Genomic DNA, 16,570 nt, shown 5'->3' with positions numbered 1-16,570 from the left:
ATGGATAAAGTCACATATCCAACAGGCGTCGAAAACCACGGTGGCAGTCTGCGCATCTGGTTTAATTTTAAAGGTAAGCGTGTCAGGGAAAGTCTCGGTGTCCCTGACACCGCTAAGAACAGGAAGATAGCCGGGGAATTGCGGATTTCAGTATGCTTTGCCATCCGCACAGGAACCTTTGACTATGCAGCACAGTTTCCTGACTCCCCTAACCTCAAGTCTTTCGGTATATGTAAAAAAGACATTACAGTGAAAGAGCTTGAGGAAAAATGGCTGGATCTGAAACGGATGGAAATCTGCGCGAATGCGTTTAATCGGTATGAGTCGGTAGTACGGAATGTAGTGCCGCGGATTGGCGGAGGGCGACTGGTGACATCGGTGGCCAAAGAGGAACTGCTGTACCTCAGGAAAGAATTGCTGACTGGTTATCAAAATCCGGGTAATGGCAAAAAACCAACAAAGGGGCGAAGCGTTGTTACTGTGAACTATTACATGACGACAATGGCCGGAATGTTTCAGTTTGCTGCGGATCACGGTTACTTAGAGGTGAACCCATTCGAAGGAATTAAGCCTCTGAAAAAAGCCAGGGCAGAGCCAGATCCGCTAACTCGAGACGAATTTATTCGCCTGATAGATGCATGCCGGCATCAGCAGACGAAAAACCTGTGGTCATTAGCAGTGTACACAGGAATGCGTCACGGGGAACTGGTCTCCCTGGCCTGGGAAGATATCGATCTGAACGCTGGAACAATTACCATCAGGCGTAATTATACGAAACTTGGTGAGTTCACTCTACCAAAAACCGAGGCAAGCACAGATCGGGTGGTGCATCTTATCCAGCCCGCAATCAGTATCCTGAAAAATCAGGCTGAAATGACAAGGCTGGGCAGGCAACATCACATTGAAGTTCAGTTACGTGAGTATGGCCGTTCGGTGAACCATGAGTGTACATTCGTCTTTAACCCGCATGTGGTCAGACGCAGTAAGCAGGTCGGATTTATCTACCGGGTCGATTCAGTAGGCGACTCATGGGAAGCGGCACTAAAGCGCGCGGGAATCAGACACAGAAAGGCGTACCAGTCACGACATACCTATGCGTGCTGGTCATTATCTGCTGGTGCAAACCCGAGTTTTATTGCCAGTCAGATGGGGCACGCGAGCGCCCAGATGGTGTTCAATGTTTACGGTGCATGGATGGCTGACAGCAGCGCAGAGCAGATCGCAATGCTGAATCAGAAGCTGGCCGATTTTGCCCCATTGATGCCCCATAGCAACGAGAACAGTACGGGAGGATTATTAAAATCAGTAAGTTAACCCCTAACGCCCGTCATGTTAACTGTGTGGAGGGCAATACCACGCTGTATGCGCTGCCAAAAGCCGAGATTGTCACCCGCTGGCATGCACAAACCACCGATGCGTTTCGATTTTGTTTTAAGTTTCCGGCCACCATTTCACATCAGGCCGCGTTGCGTAACTGTGATGATTTGGTACAGGAATTTTTAACGCGCATGTCGCCGCTGGAAGCGCGCATCGGGCAATACTGGTTGCAATTACCCGCCACCTTTGCCCCACGCGACCTGTCCGCTCTGTGGCCGTTTCTTGATGCGCTCCCCAAATCTTTTACCTACGGTGTCGAAGTTCGCCATCCGGATTTCTTTGCCAAAGGCGAAGCCGAGCAGCAACTGAATCGCGGCCTGCATGAGCGAGGTGTAAATAGGGTTATCCTGGACAGTCGCCCGGTGCATGCCGCCATCCCACATACTGAAGCGATACGCGAGGCCCAGCGTAAGAAACCGAAGGTTCCGGTTCATGCAGTGGTAACGGCCAATCATCCGATGGTGCGTTTTATCGGTAGCGATGATATGGCACAAAACCGGCAGTTATTTGCCGTTTGGTTAAATAAACTGTCGCTGTGGCATCAATCTACGACGCCATATTTATTTTTGCATACGCCGGATATCGCGCAGGCCCCGGAGCTGGTAGACACGCTATGGGCAGATTTACGTAGCGCCCTGCCAGAGATCGGATCAGCACCGTCTATTCCACAGCAATCTTCTCTTTTCTGAAATTGCCACCTATCATAGACAGTGCCATCTGCCATTTTAAAGGGAGTTTGTATGGTAAGCGCGCTTTATGCCGTATTGGGTGCGTTATTGTTAATAAAGTTCTCATTTGACGTCGTTCGCCTGCGTATGCAGTACCGCGTTGCTTATGGTGACGGTGGTTTTAGCGAACTGCAAAGCGCTATCCGTATTCATGGTAATGCGGTGGAGTATATTCCTGTCGCGTTAGTGCTGTTGTTATTTATGGAAATGAACGGCGCAGAAACGTGGATGGTGCATATTTGCGGACTGATGTTGATTGCCGGACGACTGATGCATTATTACGGATTCCACCACCGGCTTTTCCGCTGGCGGCGTTCAGGCATGAGCGCGACCTGGTGTTCGCTGTTGCTAATGGTGCTGGCGAATCTTTGGTATATGCCCTGGGAGTTGGTTTTCTCCCTGCATTAGCGCACAATACGCCACTTTATTTTTCCCGGATTTTTACGTTATGTCTCACCGCGACACGCTTTTTTCTGCGCCTATCGCCAGTCTGGGTGACTGGACCTTTGATGAACGGGTAGCTGAAGTCTTCCCGGATATGATCCAGCGTTCCGTTCCCGGCTACTCCAATATCATTTCGATGATTGGCATGCTGGCCGAACGTTTCGTCCAACCCAACACGCAGGTCTACGATCTCGGCTGCTCTCTGGGCGCGGCGACGCTCTCAGTGCGTCGCAATATTCATCACGAGAATTGCAAAATTATTGCCATTGATAATTCCCCGGCGATGGTGGAGCGCTGCCGTCGCCATATTGACGCTTATAAGGCCCCTACTCCGGTTGAAGTCATCGAAGGCGATATTCGCGACATTACTCTCGAAAACGCCTCGATGGTGGTGCTGAATTTTACCCTGCAGTTCCTTGAGCCAGCAGAGCGCCAGGCATTGTTGGATAAGATTTATCAGGGACTGAATCCCGGTGGCGCGCTGGTGCTGTCGGAAAAATTCAGTTTCGAAGACGCTCAAGTTGGCGAGCTGCTGTTCAACATGCACCACGACTTCAAACGCGCAAATGGTTATAGCGAACTGGAAATCAGCCAGAAGCGCAGCATGCTGGAGAACGTGATGTTGACCGACTCCGTAGAAACACACAAAGCGCGACTGCATCAGGCTGGTTTTGAGCACAGCGAATTGTGGTTCCAGTGCTTCAACTTTGGTTCCCTGGTGGCGCTGAAAGCTGAGGTCAGCGCATGATCGACTTTGGTAACTTTTATCAACTGATTGCCAAAAATCACCTTTCCCATTGGCTGGAAACGCTTCCGGCGCAAATCGCTGCCTGGCAGCGCGATCAGCATGGCTTATTTAAGCAGTGGTCGAATGCGGTGGAGTTTTTGCCAGAGTTAACGCCGTATCGTCTGGACTTACTGCATAGCGTCACCGCAGAAAGCGAGCAACCGCTCAGCGACGGTCAACTCAAACGCATCGACACTCTGATGCGGAACCTGATGCCATGGCGGAAAGGGCCATACTCGCTGTACGGCGTCAATATCGATACCGAATGGCGCTCAGACTGGAAATGGGATCGCGTCCTGCCGCATTTATCGGATCTTACCGGGCGTACCATTCTCGATGTCGGCTGCGGCAGCGGATATCACATGTGGCGTATGATTGGCGCGGGCGCGCACCTGGCGGTTGGCATCGATCCTACGCAATTGTTCCTGTGCCAGTTTGAAGCGGTGCGTAAACTGCTGGGCAACGATCAGCGTGCGCATCTGCTGCCGCTGGGTATTGAACAGCTTCCGGCGCTCAACGCCTTTGATACCGTGTTTTCCATGGGCGTGCTGTATCATCGACGTTCCCCGCTGGAACACCTGTGGCAGTTGAAAGATCAGTTGGTTAAAGAGGGTGAACTGGTACTGGAAACGCTGGTAGTCGAGGGTGATGAAAATACCGTACTGGTGCCGGGTGACCGCTACGCGCAGATGCGTAACGTCTATTTTATCCCGTCTGCGTTGGCGCTAAAAAACTGGCTGGAAAAATGCGGATTTGTTGATGTACGCATCGCCGATGTCTGCGTCACCACTACCGAAGAGCAGCGTCGCACCGAGTGGATGATAACCGAATCGCTGGCCGATTTCCTCGACCCGAACGACCACAATAAAACGGTAGAAGGCTACCCCGCCCCATTACGTGCGGTATTGATTGCGCGTAAACCGTAATGGATTGCCGAATGACCGTTACGTATAGCACCGTTTCTCCAAAATAGTTCAAGTTGCAGCATGGCGGCAACGCAGCAAATCCCCGGGAGTGTAGATAACTACGTGACCGGGGTGCGCGAGGCGGCCAACGCTGCTGCGGCCTGAAATATGAAGGAGAAAAAAAGGCCCCTGTTGAAATTGCAGGGGCCTGGTACGAGCAAGCATCATATTGGGCGACATGATGCAACGGTAAAAATCAGCTGGCCTGATGGCGTGCCATGATTGCTTTCATTTCAGCAACCGCCGCTCCGTCTACCGCATAGCGAGAATACTCATCCGCCTGCGTATCCGAAGACATCGACAACCCCGAATTGCGATAACGCATTGGGGAAGCCAGCCATACTCCGGCAGAACTATGGACTTCCTGCACTCCAGCATCCAGGAACAGGGACAAATTCGAGGCGCGAACCCCCGCTCCGGCCATAATGATTGGAGCACCCGCCAGCGCAATAAGTTCCATTATTTTTGTTAAACCTTGCACTGCATCTGATTTTTGCCCGGAAGTCAGTACCCTGGCGATGCCCAATTGAGAGAGTTTTTGTAGCGCATTGAGTGGGTTAGCGCACATATCAAACGCCCGATGAAAAGTGACATTCAGCGGACCGGCAGCAGCCATTATTTTTTCCATGCGCGGCATATCGACATTGCCATCCACATCTAAAATACCGGTCACCAGCCCTGGAAATCCCAGTTCTCTGACCATCGCAATATCATCCAGCATTGCCGCGAATTCACCGTCGGTATAACAAAAATCCCCTCCACGTGGGCGGATAATGGGGTTGACGGGAATAGCCACATGCTGGCGAACCGAACGCAATACGCCCAGTGACGGCGTTAAGCCCCCTTCTTTGGGCGCCGCGCAAAGCTCAATGCGATCCGCGCCGTTTTGCTGCGCCGTAAGCGCGCATTCCATGCTGTAACAGCAAACTTCCAGTAAGGCCATGTTCACTCCTGTCGCTCACTTGCCACAATGGTTTCAATCGACCACGGATGAAACTTTATCGTCACACTGCCATCGCTGACCGCCAGCGTAGGATTCGGTAAGCTCTCCCGCTCTCCTTTCGGTGAGCTGGTTTTCACAAAGATGCCCGGCTGACTCAGGCCTTGATCGGAAAGCAGCGCCAACGCTCGCGCATTCAGCGTCTCCGCATCTCCCGGCAGGACAATCTCAATATGTTCCCAACCTTCATGTGGATAACGCTTTTCTCCCGGCCACGGCAGCTCTACGATAGAAAATGTCCAGTGCAGGACGCAAACCGGCTCATGGAGTTTGAACAGGCAAATGGGTCTGCCATTGATGATGTTCTCTGACAATAATTCACCGCACTGCTCAAATCCACGACGCCAGCGCTCTGCGGTAGTATTTTGATGACAACGCAAAGAAATGTGATCGGCTTCAAGCGGTGTGACATCCAGACCAAGACGGGTGGAAAGTTCCGTTAACGCCTGCGCGAAATGCGGTAAATCTGCGGAAATATCATGCAGTTCTGCAACTGTTTGCCAGTTCGCCATAATAAAAGCTCATATCCATGTTCAAAGCCGCTAATTTACTCTGTTGCGCTGCGCCATCCAACCGCTGTTTTTTTCGAACGCAATATGCATAATTATACGTAATTGCGTTGCTTTCATTTCCGACAGCGCACAGTACTCGCGATGCTGACGACAACGGGCATTTGCAGTATACTCCCGCCCTAAATTCTTAAACTGGCGCGGTGAATTTTATCCCGCTTCATAAATGTAAGGTATTCCGGTGAATATTCAGGCTCTTCTCTCAGAAAAAGTCAGTCAGGCCATGATTGCTGCAGGCGCGCCTGCAGATTGCGAACCGCAGGTTCGTCAGTCAGCAAAAATACAGTTCGGTGACTATCAGGCCAACGGCATGATGGCTGTCGCTAAAAAACTGGGTATGGCGCCGCGACAACTGGCTGAGCAGGTGCTGACTCATCTGGATCTCAACGGGATTGCCAGCAAGGTTGAAATTGCTGGCCCGGGCTTTATCAATATTTTTCTCGATCCGGCATTTCTGGCGCAGCATGTTCAGCAGGCGCTGGCCTCCGATCGTCTGGGCGTAACTCAACCGGCTAAACAAACCGTTGTTGTTGACTACTCCGCGCCTAACGTAGCGAAAGAGATGCACGTGGGTCACCTGCGTTCCACCATCATCGGTGACGCAGCGGTGCGTACGCTGGAGTTCCTCGGCCACAATGTTATTCGTGCTAACCACGTTGGCGACTGGGGTACTCAGTTCGGTATGCTGATCGCATGGCTGGAAAAACAGCAGCAAGAAAACGCCGGAGAGATGGCGCTGGCTGACCTTGAAGGTTTCTACCGTGACGCGAAAAAGCATTACGACGAAGATGAAGCCTTCGCAGAACGCGCCCGTAGCTATGTTGTTAAACTGCAAGGCGGCGACGAATATTTCCGTGAGATGTGGCGCAAACTGGTCGACATTACCATGTCGCAGAACCAGTTAACTTACGATCGCCTGAACGTCACGCTGACCCGTGACGACGTCATGGGTGAAAGCCTGTACAACCCGATGCTGCCAGGTATCGTGGCCGATCTGAAAGCTAAGGGCCTGGCTGTTGAGAGCGAAGGCGCTACCGTCGTATTCCTTGATGAGTATAAGAACAAGGAAGGCGAACCGATGGGCGTTATCATTCAGAAGAAAGATGGCGGCTATCTCTACACCACCACCGACATCGCCTGCGCCAAATATCGTTACGAAACGCTGCATGCTGACCGCGTTCTCTATTACATCGATTCCCGTCAGCATCAGCACTTGATGCAGGCCTGGACCATCGTCCGTAAAGCCGGCTATGTGCCGGATTCCGTACCGCTGGAACACCACATGTTCGGTATGATGCTGGGTAAAGACGGTAAGCCGTTCAAAACCCGCGCGGGCGGTACGGTTAAACTGGCCGATCTGCTGGATGAAGCGCTGGAACGCGCGCGTCGTCTGGTGGCTGAGAAGAACCCGGATATGCCTGCCGATGAGCTGGAAAAGCTGGCGAATGCGGTCGGTATCGGCGCGGTGAAATATGCGGACTTGTCCAAAAACCGTACCACTGACTACATCTTCGACTGGGACAATATGCTGGCGTTCGAAGGCAACACCGCGCCGTACATGCAGTATGCCTACACCCGCGTACTGTCCGTGTTCCGTAAAGCGGATATCGACGAGAACGCGCTGGCAAATGCGCAGGTCATTATCCGTGAAGATCGCGAGGCCCAACTGGCCGCTCGTCTTCTGCAGTTTGAAGAAACGCTCACCGTCGTTGCCCGTGAAGGTACTCCGCACGTGATGTGTGCCTACCTGTACGACGTAGCGGGTCTGTTCTCCGGCTTCTACGAGCATTGCCCTATCCTCAGCGCTGAGAACGAAGAGATTCGTAACAGCCGTCTGAAGCTGGCGCAGTTGACGGCGAAAACCCTGAAGCTGGGTCTGGATACGCTGGGTATCGAAACCGTAGAGCGCATGTAAGTTCGCAAGGATTGAGGCCTGAGTCTGTAACGCGGACTCAGGCCTTTTTTATTTCCGTAACAGGCTATCTGTAACAACTCACAAGGAATGACACATTTCCGTAGAGATATGGAACATATTTGGCCTGTCATCCCGTTTGAGCCTCCGTATCATTAGGCGGCGAATTAATCGGGTACGGGTCAATGACATTCAGAGATTTTGAGGCGGAAGAAAAACTCTTCCAGCGGCGTGTAATAGTGGCCTTTGGCGTGGTGGTCATCTGTTTTGGCATCCTGATTTACAATCTCTACAACCTACAAATCCGTCAGCACCAGTATTACACCACCCGGTCCGATGCAAACGACATCAAAATGCTGCCAGTCGCCCCAACGCGAGGCATGATTTACGATCGCAACGGCATCCCGCTGGTGCGCAACGTAACCTGGTACGACATTTCCGTTACGCCTTATAAAATCAGCGATATGGATGCCCTAATCAGGCAGTTAACGCCGATCGTTGACCTCACCCCAGATGACATTGACCAGTTCCGCCATGAGCTAAAATCCAGCAGCCGTTATCGCCCGGTAGTGCTAAAAAATGCGCTGACCGATGTAGAAATCGCCCGTTTCTCGGTTAACCAGTTTCATTTCAGTGGCGTCAATATCAATAGCTATGAAGACCGCCAGTACCCCTATGGGGCCGCACTGGCGCATGTCCTTGGCTATGTTTCAAAAATCAACGACAACGATCTGAAAGCACTGGGTAAAAAAGGTCTGGCAGAAAACTACGCCGCCGATCACAACATCGGCAAGCAGGGTATTGAGCACTATTACGAAAACGAACTGCATGGAAAAACCGGTTATCAGGAGGTGGAAGTCGATAACCACGGACGCATCGTCCGCTTGATCAAGGATGTGCCGCCCGTTGCCGGAAAAGATATCCATCTGACGCTGGATTTACATTTACAGCAATACATTGAGAGTCTTCTGGCGGGCCAGCGTGCGGCAGTACTGGTGGAAGATCCGCACGACGGTTCCGTGCTGGCGATGGTCTCAAACCCCAGCTATGACCCCAATCCGTTTGTCAAAGGCATCAGCTATCAGGACTATAACAAGCTGCTGCAGGATAAAGACCTGCCTTTAATCAACCGCGTCACACAGGGGCTGTATCCTCCCGCCTCCACGGTCAAACCTTACATGGCGATGTCTGCTTTACTGGACGGAGTCATCACTCCGCAGACCAGTTTTTTCGGTGCCCCCACCTGGACGCTCCCCGGCACCGAGCGGCATTATCGTGACTGGAAAAAAACCGGTCACGGTATGCTGGACGTCACCAAAGCGATTGAAGAATCCGCCGATACCTTCTTCTATCAGGTGGCGTATATGATGGGGATCGACCGGATTAACCGCATGCTCAGCCAGTTTGGTTACGGTAAACCGACCGGTATCGATCTTGATGAGGAGTATAACGGCCTGCTCCCGAGCCGCGAATGGAAGCAGAAAGTACATAAAAAAGCATGGTATCAAGGGGATACCATTTCTGTTGGTATCGGCCAGGGCTACTGGATTGCCACGCCAATCCAGATGGTAAAGGCTATGGTAGCACTGATTAACAACGGCAAAGTCATCGTCCCTCACCTGCTACTTGATGAAGAAAGCGGCAAAACCCACACACCGTACCAGGCTACTGAAGCACCGTCGCAAATCGCCTCTGCATCGTCACCCTACTGGGGGCTGGTGCGTCAGGCGATGTTCGGCATGGCAAATGAACCAAACGGCACCGGGTATAAGTTCTTTCACACCGCACCTTACGGCATTGCGGCGAAAAGTGGCACATCACAGGTCTTCAGCCTGAAAGAAAATCAGACCTACAATGCGAAAATGATTCCGGTCCGTTTGCGCGACCATGTGTTTTATACCGCGTTTGCGCCCTATAAGAACCCGAAAGTCGCCGTGGCGTTAATCCTCGAAAATGGCGGCAGCGACGGCGTAACCGCCGCGCCGGTCATGCGGCAAATCATGGATCATCTGTTTGCGCCGCAGGATAATGCCGCGCAAACAGAGGTGCCCCAACAAGCAGGTCCGTTAGCGGCGGCACCATCTGCCAACGAATTCAAAAATACTTACGCAAGTATTCGGTAAGGCACAGTATCGCCATTGCCTGTCCATATGGCATGGAGGTCCGCGGGATATTGCGGTAAAAATCGAGATTGTGCCCCATTCCGGTACCAAACGAGGTGTGCAACAATTCTCCTTCTGGTGAGATATGTTGCACAATGCCTCTGATGGCTTTTTCGGCCACCACAGCATACTCGTGGCCGACATAGCGTTTACGTACCGCTTTGAGGATCCCATACGCAAATCCGGCTGTGGCTGACGCTTCCAGATATGACTGCGGATCGTCCAGCAGCGTGTGCCACAATCCACTTTCATCCTGGCACTTAGCCAGCGCCGCGATTTGCGCGTGCAGAACCTGCACCAGATAGCGGCGAACGGCACTGTTTTCTGGTAAATCGAGCAGTTCGAGGAAGTCCGGGATCACGATAGTTAACCAGCTGTTGCCACGCGCCCAGCGGGCGTTGGCAAAATTATGCTGCCCTTCATAGCTCCAGCCGTGGAACCACAGCCCCGTTTCTTTATCCATCAGGTTCTGCACATGCAGCAGGAACTGATAGGTTGCCTCTTCAATATATTCTGGACGGTTGAGCAACTTGCCGATTTTCGCCAGTGGCAAAACCGTCATCATCAGCGTGTCATCCCACATTTGCTGATGATTCTCTTCCGCCAGCGTAATGTGCTGCATACCGCCGAATTTGGTACGCGGCATATCATGCATTGCCCACTCAGCCCAGCTGTCGAGCCAGGGCAGATACGCGGGGTTACGCGTCTCTTCATAGCGATATGCCAGAGTTAAAAACGGCGCCATAGTGTTAACGTTTTTGGTGGTAGCGCCTTCAGCAAAGCGTTCGGCAAACCAGTTGTCGATGATATCGCGCATCGTCTCATCGCCAGTTTGCTGATAATACTGATACATCCCGTACAGGCCGACACCGTGCGTCCACTCCCATCCCGCCCAGCCTTTGGTATCAATAACGCGTCCGTCGTCCAGACGCAGCAGGAATTCGCCCGTCTCGTCATGAATATTGACCAGGTTATGCGTCACCTTTTTGATCAACGTTTTTAATTCATCCCTGGCAATAAAATGGTCTGGTTGACGCAATAACGGGCTGTGTTTAACGGGGTAAACAATCATTTACTTCACCTCTGTCAATGTCGAATTCAATGCGGCACCCTTTTCCAGTTTCGGTGCAGCTGGCTTATTACGATTCAGGTAACCAATATTGTTGTTACCCCAAAGTGATTCATATGGCATGCCTGACAGCACCTCTACGGTCGCACGGCCTTTGGCAGAGAGTCCCTCCGGCACGGGGCGTCCCGACGCCCGCATTTTTGCGGTCTCTTCACGCAGGATACTGTGGGTTTGCAGGTTCAGTTTGAAGCGTAGGGAAACCAGGAAACCCAGCGCCAGAACAATTAGCGTACCGCAGCTCAGAATTAACAGAATGGTATGGCTGACCGCCGCGGGTTGTACGTTGTGACCGGAGACAAAACCGGACATCTGCATGACAATCCCTACCAGCATCACCGCTCCCGCCTGCGACGCCTTACGCGTTAACGTCATGATGCCAGCGAAAATTCCTTCCCGGCGCTGGCCGGTAATCACTTCATCAACATCGGCAATATAGGTATAGGTATTCCAGGGAACATAATTGATCCCGCCGCGTCCCAGGCCCGCAATGGCAGAGACCAGCAGCAACAGAGAATAAACATCGCTTAACCCGGCATAATAAAGCAGCGCATAAGAGAGAGAACTCGCGCCAAACAGGACAACGACCATCCGGTATGATGGCGCGGGTCCAAAGCGGATACACAATGGGATCATGGCGATAACGGCAATAAACTGGAAGATAGCCATCGTTCCCAGCAGGTTTGACGCCATCGAGGCTTCCTGCATCAGCACAAACACCACATAGTAAGTAAAGACGGCGTTAAAAACGTCCTGCGCTATATAGCCGCCGAGATACATTCCTAAATGCTGACGGAAGATACGGATGCGCAGTGTTGAACTCAGTTCAACGAACAGGCGGTTCATGCTTTGGCTAAAGGTCAGCTTTTTCTTCTCTTCTTCGGCTCGCAGCGCGGCTTCAGTCCACTCAGCACGTGGGCGCTCCCAGGTAAAGAACCAGACGAAAGTCAGCATCAGCGCGCACAGCACAGAGAACACCAGGCTGGCATAGAAAAAAGACACCGGGTTATCTTTGCCAAACAGCGTTAGCAGAACGCCGGGTAAGAACGAGGCCAGAATAGCTGACATTTGCGCCATCGAAATACGTGCGCCAGAAAACTTGGTTTTCTGTTTAAAGTCATCGGTCATTTCGGGCACCAGCGTTTCATAAGGCACCAGAATCATGGTGTAGACCACGTCAAAAATCAGATAGGTCAGCAGGTAATACCAGAACCCCATGTCACCCACCCACATCAGCGAGTAGCTAAAGACGCAGGGGATCCCCAACAGAATAAAAAACTTACGTCGCCCGAAGCGTTTACCGAGCCAGGTGGAGCCAAAGTTATCGGTTAAAAAACCCATTAACGGGCTAACCACGGCATCCAGCACCCTGGCGGTGGCAAAAATGAAGGTCGCCTCGATAGGCGTCAGACCACAAAACGTAGTGTAAAAATAGAGCAGCCAGGCGGCGGTTAATGCCGTGGTGCCTGCGCCTAAAAAATCCCCCGAACCGTAGGCAAAATAGTTAACCAATCCGATTTTACGTGTCTTCATTGCCGTTACCCCTGCACATTATTGGGAGGCCCCGCAATCCTCGCATTGATATTGGGCGTCCTTTCAGGGTCACAGTAAAAGCTAACAGCAAGTGAAACCTTTCTGTTTCTGCCAGGGATGTTCGCGAAATGGCAACAGCACAAAGAGTCCGGCAACGTATGTCACCAATTTTATAAAACGGCGTTTCTTTTTAATCAAATCAGCGGGCTAAAATTGCGAAGCAGCCAGCAGTTTCTGCTGCTGGCCTAATGAAGAGAGGCGTTAACGATAGTTTACAATCACCTGATTGCTCTGTACTTGTAAGGCGGGGATTAGACGACCGCCGCCAGGAACTTCCCAGACAAAATGCATAGGTTCAATGGCGGGAACATTATTGAACCCGTTGGTGGTGCCACTTTGCCCGTCCAGCTCGACACAACGAGACTGAGAGCATAAACGCACACGTAACCCTGCAGGAGTTGGGCCATTAAGCGCATAGCGCCACGCCACTAAGGTCATCAAACCCGAGACTGGTTGGCTCGGAACCAGAGGTGCAGACGACGCTGACTGACCACGGTGGTTTAAGGTGATCCCCATCCCGCTTGCCTGCCATGCCCCTTCTCCGGCTGCCTGCGCCACCAAAGGAAAAACCAACAACCACAGTAAGTTACGCATTATTTACCTCCAATGGTCGCCGTCATACGAATATGGCGGTTATCAGAAAGCTCCATGTTCGATAACACCACCAACTGCGGTATGCTGCGGCGTAAAAAGCGTGCCAGTAACGGACGCAACGCGTGATTAACCAGCAATACCGGCGGCGCGCCCAACATTTCCTGGCGGGAGAGCGCTTCCTGGGTTTGGGCCAGCAGCCGGTCTGCCAGACCAGGCTCCAGACCGCCGCCGCCCTGTAATGCTTGCAGCAGGAGACGTTCAAGCGGGGTATCCAGGCCAATAACCTGAACCTCTTCATTACCCGGGAACCATTGCTGGGTGATGGCGCGCCCCAGTGCAACACGGACTACCGCAGTAAGCTCATGCGGATCGTTTTGCAGCGGCGCATGCTCAGCCAGCGTTTCGAGAATGGTGCGCATATCGCGAATCGGTACTTTTTCGTCCAGTAAGTTCTGCAGTACTTTGTGCAGTGTGGTCAGCGTCACAACCCCAGGGACCAGATCTTCAGTTAGCTTTGGCATCTCCTGTGAGACGCGGTCCAGTAGCTGTTGCGCTTCCTGGCGCCCGAACAGCTCTGCGGCAAACTGACCAATCAGGTGATTCAGATGCGTAGCGACAACGGTACTGGCTTCAACCACCGTAAAGCCCTGAATCTGCGCCTGTTCCTTCAATGCGCTCTCAATCCAGATAGCGTCCAGACCGAAAGCCGGATCGACCGTTTTCTCACCCGGCAACGAACCTGCCGCTGTCCCTGGATTAATGGCCAGCCAACGTCCGGGATAAGCGTCCCCGCTGCCGATTTCCACCCCTTTCATCAGAATGCGATAGCGGGCGGGTTGCAGATCCATATTGTCGCGGATGTGGACCACCGGCGGCAGGAAGCCCATATCCTGGGCAAATTTCTTACGAATACTGCGAATTCGCCCCAGAAGCTCGCCATCCTGCTGAAAATCCACCATTGGGATCAGGCGGTAACCCACCTCCATTCCCAGTGAATCCTCCAGTTGAACATCGTTCCAGGTGGCTTCCACCACAGAGTTATTTTCCGGCATTTTCACCGGCTGAGGCTCAGCAGGCGCTTTAAGCTCGCGACCACGCATCCACCAGGCCAGGCCGAGTAATGCAGCGGTAAACATCAAAAATACCAGGTTTGGCATACCAGGTACCAGGCCCAGCAAACCCAGCACCGCTGCACTAAGCAGCATAACGCTTGGATTACTGAACAGTTGGGTCACCATCTGTTCGCCTACATCCTGGTCGGTACTCACGCGGGTCACAATAACACCCGCCGCTGTTGAGATGACCAGCGCGGGGATCTGCGCGACCAGGCCGTCACCGATAGTCAGCAGGGTATAACTTTCCGCTGCGCTTCCCATACTCATGCCATGCTGTAACACCCCGACCAACAGGCCGCCGACGACGTTGATCACCATGATCAAAATACCGGCGATGGCATCTCCGCGTACGAATTTACTCGCACCGTCCATAGAACCGTAGAAATCCGCTTCCTGCGTCACTTCCGAACGTCGTTTTTTGGCTTCATCTTCGCCAATCAGTCCGGCATTCAAGTCGGCATCAATCGCCATCTGCTTGCCGGGCATACCATCCAGCACGAAGCGCGCGCCAACTTCAGCAATACGACCTGCGCCTTTGGTGATAACCATAAAGTTAATGATGACGAGAATAACGAAGACCACGATACCGATGGCAAAGTTACCGCCCACCAGGAAGTGACCAAAGGCTTCAACCACCTTCCCCGCCGCCGCCGCACCGGTATGTCCTTCCATCAAAATGATACGCGTCGACGCGACGTTCAGCGCCAGGCGCAATAATGTGGTGAACAGCAAAATCGTCGGGAATGCAGCAAACTCCAGCGTGCGCTGTGTAAACATCGCGACCAGCAGCACCATGATCGACAGCGCAATGTTAAACGTGAACAGCAAATCGAGGACGAAAGCCGGCAGCGGCAGTACCATCATCGACAGGATCAGCAGAATGAGGATCGGCCCGGCAAGGATTTGCCATTGCGTGGATTTCATGTTGCCGGGCAGGCGCAGCATCGCGACCAGATTAGCCATCAGTATTCTTCTCGTTCATAAAATCCAGTGCGTCAGGCACCGGAAGGTTTTCAGGTTGTGGTGGCGGCTTGCCGCCTGCCAGACGCCAGCGTTTTAACTGCCATACCCATGCCAGCACTTCGGCAACGGCGGCATATAATTGGCCCGGTATTTGCTGACCAATCTCCGCATGGCGATATAATGCACGCGCCAGCGGTGGTGCTTCTAACGTTGGAACACGATGCTCGGCGCCAATCTCACGAATACGCAGCGCCACCAGCCCCGCGCCTTTGGCAACTACTTTCGGCGCACTCATTTTGTTCTCGTCATACTGCAACGCCACCGAGTAGTGCGTGGGGTTGGTCACAATGACGTCCGCTTTCGGTACATCCGCCATCATGCGACGCTGTGCCGCCGCGCGCTGCATTTGGCGTATTTTGCCCTTAACGTGCGGGTCGCCTTCGCTTTGCTTAAATTCGTCACGGATATCCTGACGCGACATGCGCAGCTTTTTCAGGTGGCTATAAATCTGGAAAAAAACGTCGAACCCGACCATGGGAATGACGCCCAGCACCACCAACAGCGCGCACATACCGACTAAATCCAGGGCGTTGCCCATCGCCGTAATCGGAGATTCCGCCATCAGCCGCATCATCTCTGGCCAGTTATGCCAAAGATAAAATCCGGCCACGCTTCCCACCAACGTGGACTTCAGTATCGCTTTGAGTAGTTCGGCACCGGTTTGCGCGGAAAACATGCGTTTAATGCCCGGCAGCGGATTCAGCTTAGAGAACTTGGGTTGCAGAGATTTACCACTGAAGATCAAGCCACCAAGCATCACGGGTGAGATCAATGCCACCAGGACGACGCCAGTAATCAACGGCAACAGCGCAATCATCGCGTCTTTAATCAGCAGGATGATTTGGCTGAGGATCAGATTTGGGTCATTGACCATACTGTGGTCAAACCGTAGCCCAGCCGACAGCATGCCAGCCAGTCTGCGGGCCAGCGACTCCCCGCCAATCCAGATAATGCACACTCCCACCAGCAAAATAAGCAGTGAAGTCAGCTCTTTGGATCGGGGGATCTGCCCTTCCTCCCGTGCTTTTTCAAGTCGGTGGGGTGTGGGGGCTTCTGTTTTGTCGTCGTCGCTTTCTTCTGCCACAGTACGTGCTCGCTACCCATTACGTCTTACTTATCATGCCAGCATGGCCCATAAGCAATGGCGAGAAAAAACCGCGCAATCATGCTCTTTT

At 52.7% G+C, this 16,570-nt stretch carries 14 protein-coding genes; 7 read left to right on the top strand and 7 right to left on the bottom strand.

Translation table 11 applies throughout. From position 1 onward, the window contains the following. The 5 genes from FDX04_RS11885 to cmoB are packed head-to-tail and all read left to right on the top strand — an operon-like array spanning position 1 to position 4,262. Positions 1–1,314 (top strand): site-specific integrase, encoded by a 1,314-nt coding sequence (locus FDX04_RS11885; RefSeq protein ID WP_137370965.1) that lies wholly within the window; start codon positions 1–3, stop codon positions 1,312–1,314. Then, positions 1,293–2,066, top strand: a complete 774-nt coding sequence (locus FDX04_RS11880) for a DUF72 domain-containing protein (RefSeq protein WP_137370964.1) — start codon at positions 1,293–1,295, stop codon at positions 2,064–2,066. The genes FDX04_RS11885 and FDX04_RS11880 overlap by 22 nt, the downstream gene beginning before the upstream one ends. Positions 2,067–2,117: 51 nt before the next feature. Beyond that, the gene (locus FDX04_RS11875; RefSeq protein ID WP_003833847.1) at positions 2,118–2,513 is read left to right on the top strand and encodes an MAPEG family protein; all 396 of its coding nucleotides are present in this window, start codon (positions 2,118–2,120) and stop codon (positions 2,511–2,513) included. Positions 2,514–2,553: 40 nt separating this feature from the next. Continuing rightward, entirely contained in the window at positions 2,554–3,297 is a 744-nt protein-coding gene (gene cmoA, locus FDX04_RS11870) for a carboxy-S-adenosyl-L-methionine synthase CmoA (protein WP_042307799.1), read from the top strand. Continuing rightward, positions 3,294–4,262: a tRNA 5-methoxyuridine(34)/uridine 5-oxyacetic acid(34) synthase CmoB gene (gene cmoB / locus FDX04_RS11865; protein WP_137370963.1), complete on the top strand. Its 969-nt coding sequence runs from the start codon at positions 3,294–3,296 to the stop codon at positions 4,260–4,262. The genes cmoA and cmoB overlap by 4 nt, the downstream gene beginning before the upstream one ends. 235 nt (positions 4,263–4,497) lie before the next feature. Here the strand turns inward: cmoB and cutC are convergent, their stop codons facing one another. Both cutC and FDX04_RS11855 read right to left on the bottom strand, forming a co-directional pair. Beyond that, a complete protein-coding gene (cutC, locus tag FDX04_RS11860; protein WP_061381099.1) occupies positions 4,498–5,244 on the bottom strand; it encodes a copper homeostasis protein CutC in 747 nt (248 codons plus the stop codon). A 2-nt stretch (positions 5,245–5,246) separates the two neighbouring features. Then, positions 5,247–5,813: a VOC family protein gene (locus tag FDX04_RS11855; protein ID WP_137370962.1), complete on the bottom strand. Its 567-nt coding sequence runs from the start codon at positions 5,811–5,813 to the stop codon at positions 5,247–5,249. A 238-nt stretch (positions 5,814–6,051) separates the two neighbouring features. Between FDX04_RS11855 and argS the strand changes: the two genes are divergently transcribed. Next, positions 6,052–7,785: an arginine--tRNA ligase gene (gene argS / locus FDX04_RS11850; protein WP_079223710.1), complete on the top strand. Its 1,734-nt coding sequence runs from the start codon at positions 6,052–6,054 to the stop codon at positions 7,783–7,785. 182 nt (positions 7,786–7,967) lie between these two features. Next, complete coding sequence (mrdA, locus tag FDX04_RS11845; protein ID WP_137370961.1) at positions 7,968–9,905, top strand: penicillin-binding protein 2; 1,938 nt, start codon at positions 7,968–7,970, stop codon at positions 9,903–9,905. Here mrdA and FDX04_RS11840 read toward each other — a convergent pair. From FDX04_RS11840 to flhB, 5 genes are all read right to left on the bottom strand, one after another. Further along, positions 9,877–11,016, bottom strand: a complete 1,140-nt coding sequence (locus FDX04_RS11840; RefSeq protein ID WP_137370960.1) for a glycoside hydrolase family 105 protein — start codon at positions 11,014–11,016, stop codon at positions 9,877–9,879. The genes mrdA and FDX04_RS11840 overlap by 29 nt on opposite strands. Then, complete coding sequence (locus FDX04_RS11835) at positions 11,017–12,603, bottom strand: MFS transporter (protein ID WP_137370959.1); 1,587 nt, start codon at positions 12,601–12,603, stop codon at positions 11,017–11,019. It abuts the gene before it with no gap. Between the two features lie 261 nt (positions 12,604–12,864). Continuing rightward, positions 12,865–13,257 (bottom strand): flagellar protein FlhE, encoded by a 393-nt coding sequence (gene flhe / locus FDX04_RS11830; RefSeq protein WP_038641455.1) that lies wholly within the window; start codon positions 13,255–13,257, stop codon positions 12,865–12,867. Then, positions 13,257–15,335: a flagellar biosynthesis protein FlhA gene (gene flhA, locus FDX04_RS11825; RefSeq protein ID WP_137370958.1), complete on the bottom strand. Its 2,079-nt coding sequence runs from the start codon at positions 15,333–15,335 to the stop codon at positions 13,257–13,259. The genes flhe and flhA overlap by 1 nt, the downstream gene beginning before the upstream one ends. Beyond that, entirely contained in the window at positions 15,328–16,479 is a 1,152-nt protein-coding gene (gene flhB, locus FDX04_RS11820) for a flagellar biosynthesis protein FlhB (RefSeq protein ID WP_137370957.1), read from the bottom strand. The genes flhA and flhB overlap by 8 nt, the downstream gene beginning before the upstream one ends. Positions 16,480–16,570: the final 91 nt, after the last annotated feature.

Source organism: Citrobacter sp. wls615, from assembly GCF_005281355.1.
Lineage (GTDB): Bacteria > Pseudomonadota > Gammaproteobacteria > Enterobacterales > Enterobacteriaceae > Citrobacter > Citrobacter werkmanii.
The sequence above is the reverse complement of the archived record's forward strand: the minus strand, read 5'-3'. Positions and strand labels throughout refer to the sequence as shown.

Excerpts from the sequence above, each read along its gene's own strand:
- FDX04_RS11885 (WP_137370965.1), top strand. The coding sequence starts at position 1 with ATGGATAAAGTCACATATCCAACAGGCGTCGAAAACCACGGTGGCAGT.
- FDX04_RS11875 (WP_003833847.1), top strand. The coding sequence starts at position 2,118 with ATGGTAAGCGCGCTTTATGCCGTATTGGGTGCGTTATTGTTAATAAAG.
- cmoA (WP_042307799.1), top strand. The coding sequence starts at position 2,554 with ATGTCTCACCGCGACACGCTTTTTTCTGCGCCTATCGCCAGTCTGGGT.
- cmoB (WP_137370963.1), top strand. The coding sequence starts at position 3,294 with ATGATCGACTTTGGTAACTTTTATCAACTGATTGCCAAAAATCACCTT.
- cutC (WP_061381099.1), bottom strand. The coding sequence starts at position 5,244 with ATGGCCTTACTGGAAGTTTGCTGTTACAGCATGGAATGCGCGCTTACG.
- FDX04_RS11855 (WP_137370962.1), bottom strand. The coding sequence starts at position 5,813 with ATGGCGAACTGGCAAACAGTTGCAGAACTGCATGATATTTCCGCAGAT.
- mrdA (WP_137370961.1), top strand. The coding sequence starts at position 7,968 with ATGACATTCAGAGATTTTGAGGCGGAAGAAAAACTCTTCCAGCGGCGT.
- FDX04_RS11840 (WP_137370960.1), bottom strand. The coding sequence starts at position 11,016 with ATGATTGTTTACCCCGTTAAACACAGCCCGTTATTGCGTCAACCAGAC.
- FDX04_RS11835 (WP_137370959.1), bottom strand. The coding sequence starts at position 12,603 with ATGAAGACACGTAAAATCGGATTGGTTAACTATTTTGCCTACGGTTCG.
- flhe (WP_038641455.1), bottom strand. The coding sequence starts at position 13,257 with ATGCGTAACTTACTGTGGTTGTTGGTTTTTCCTTTGGTGGCGCAGGCA.
- flhA (WP_137370958.1), bottom strand. The coding sequence starts at position 15,335 with ATGGCTAATCTGGTCGCGATGCTGCGCCTGCCCGGCAACATGAAATCC.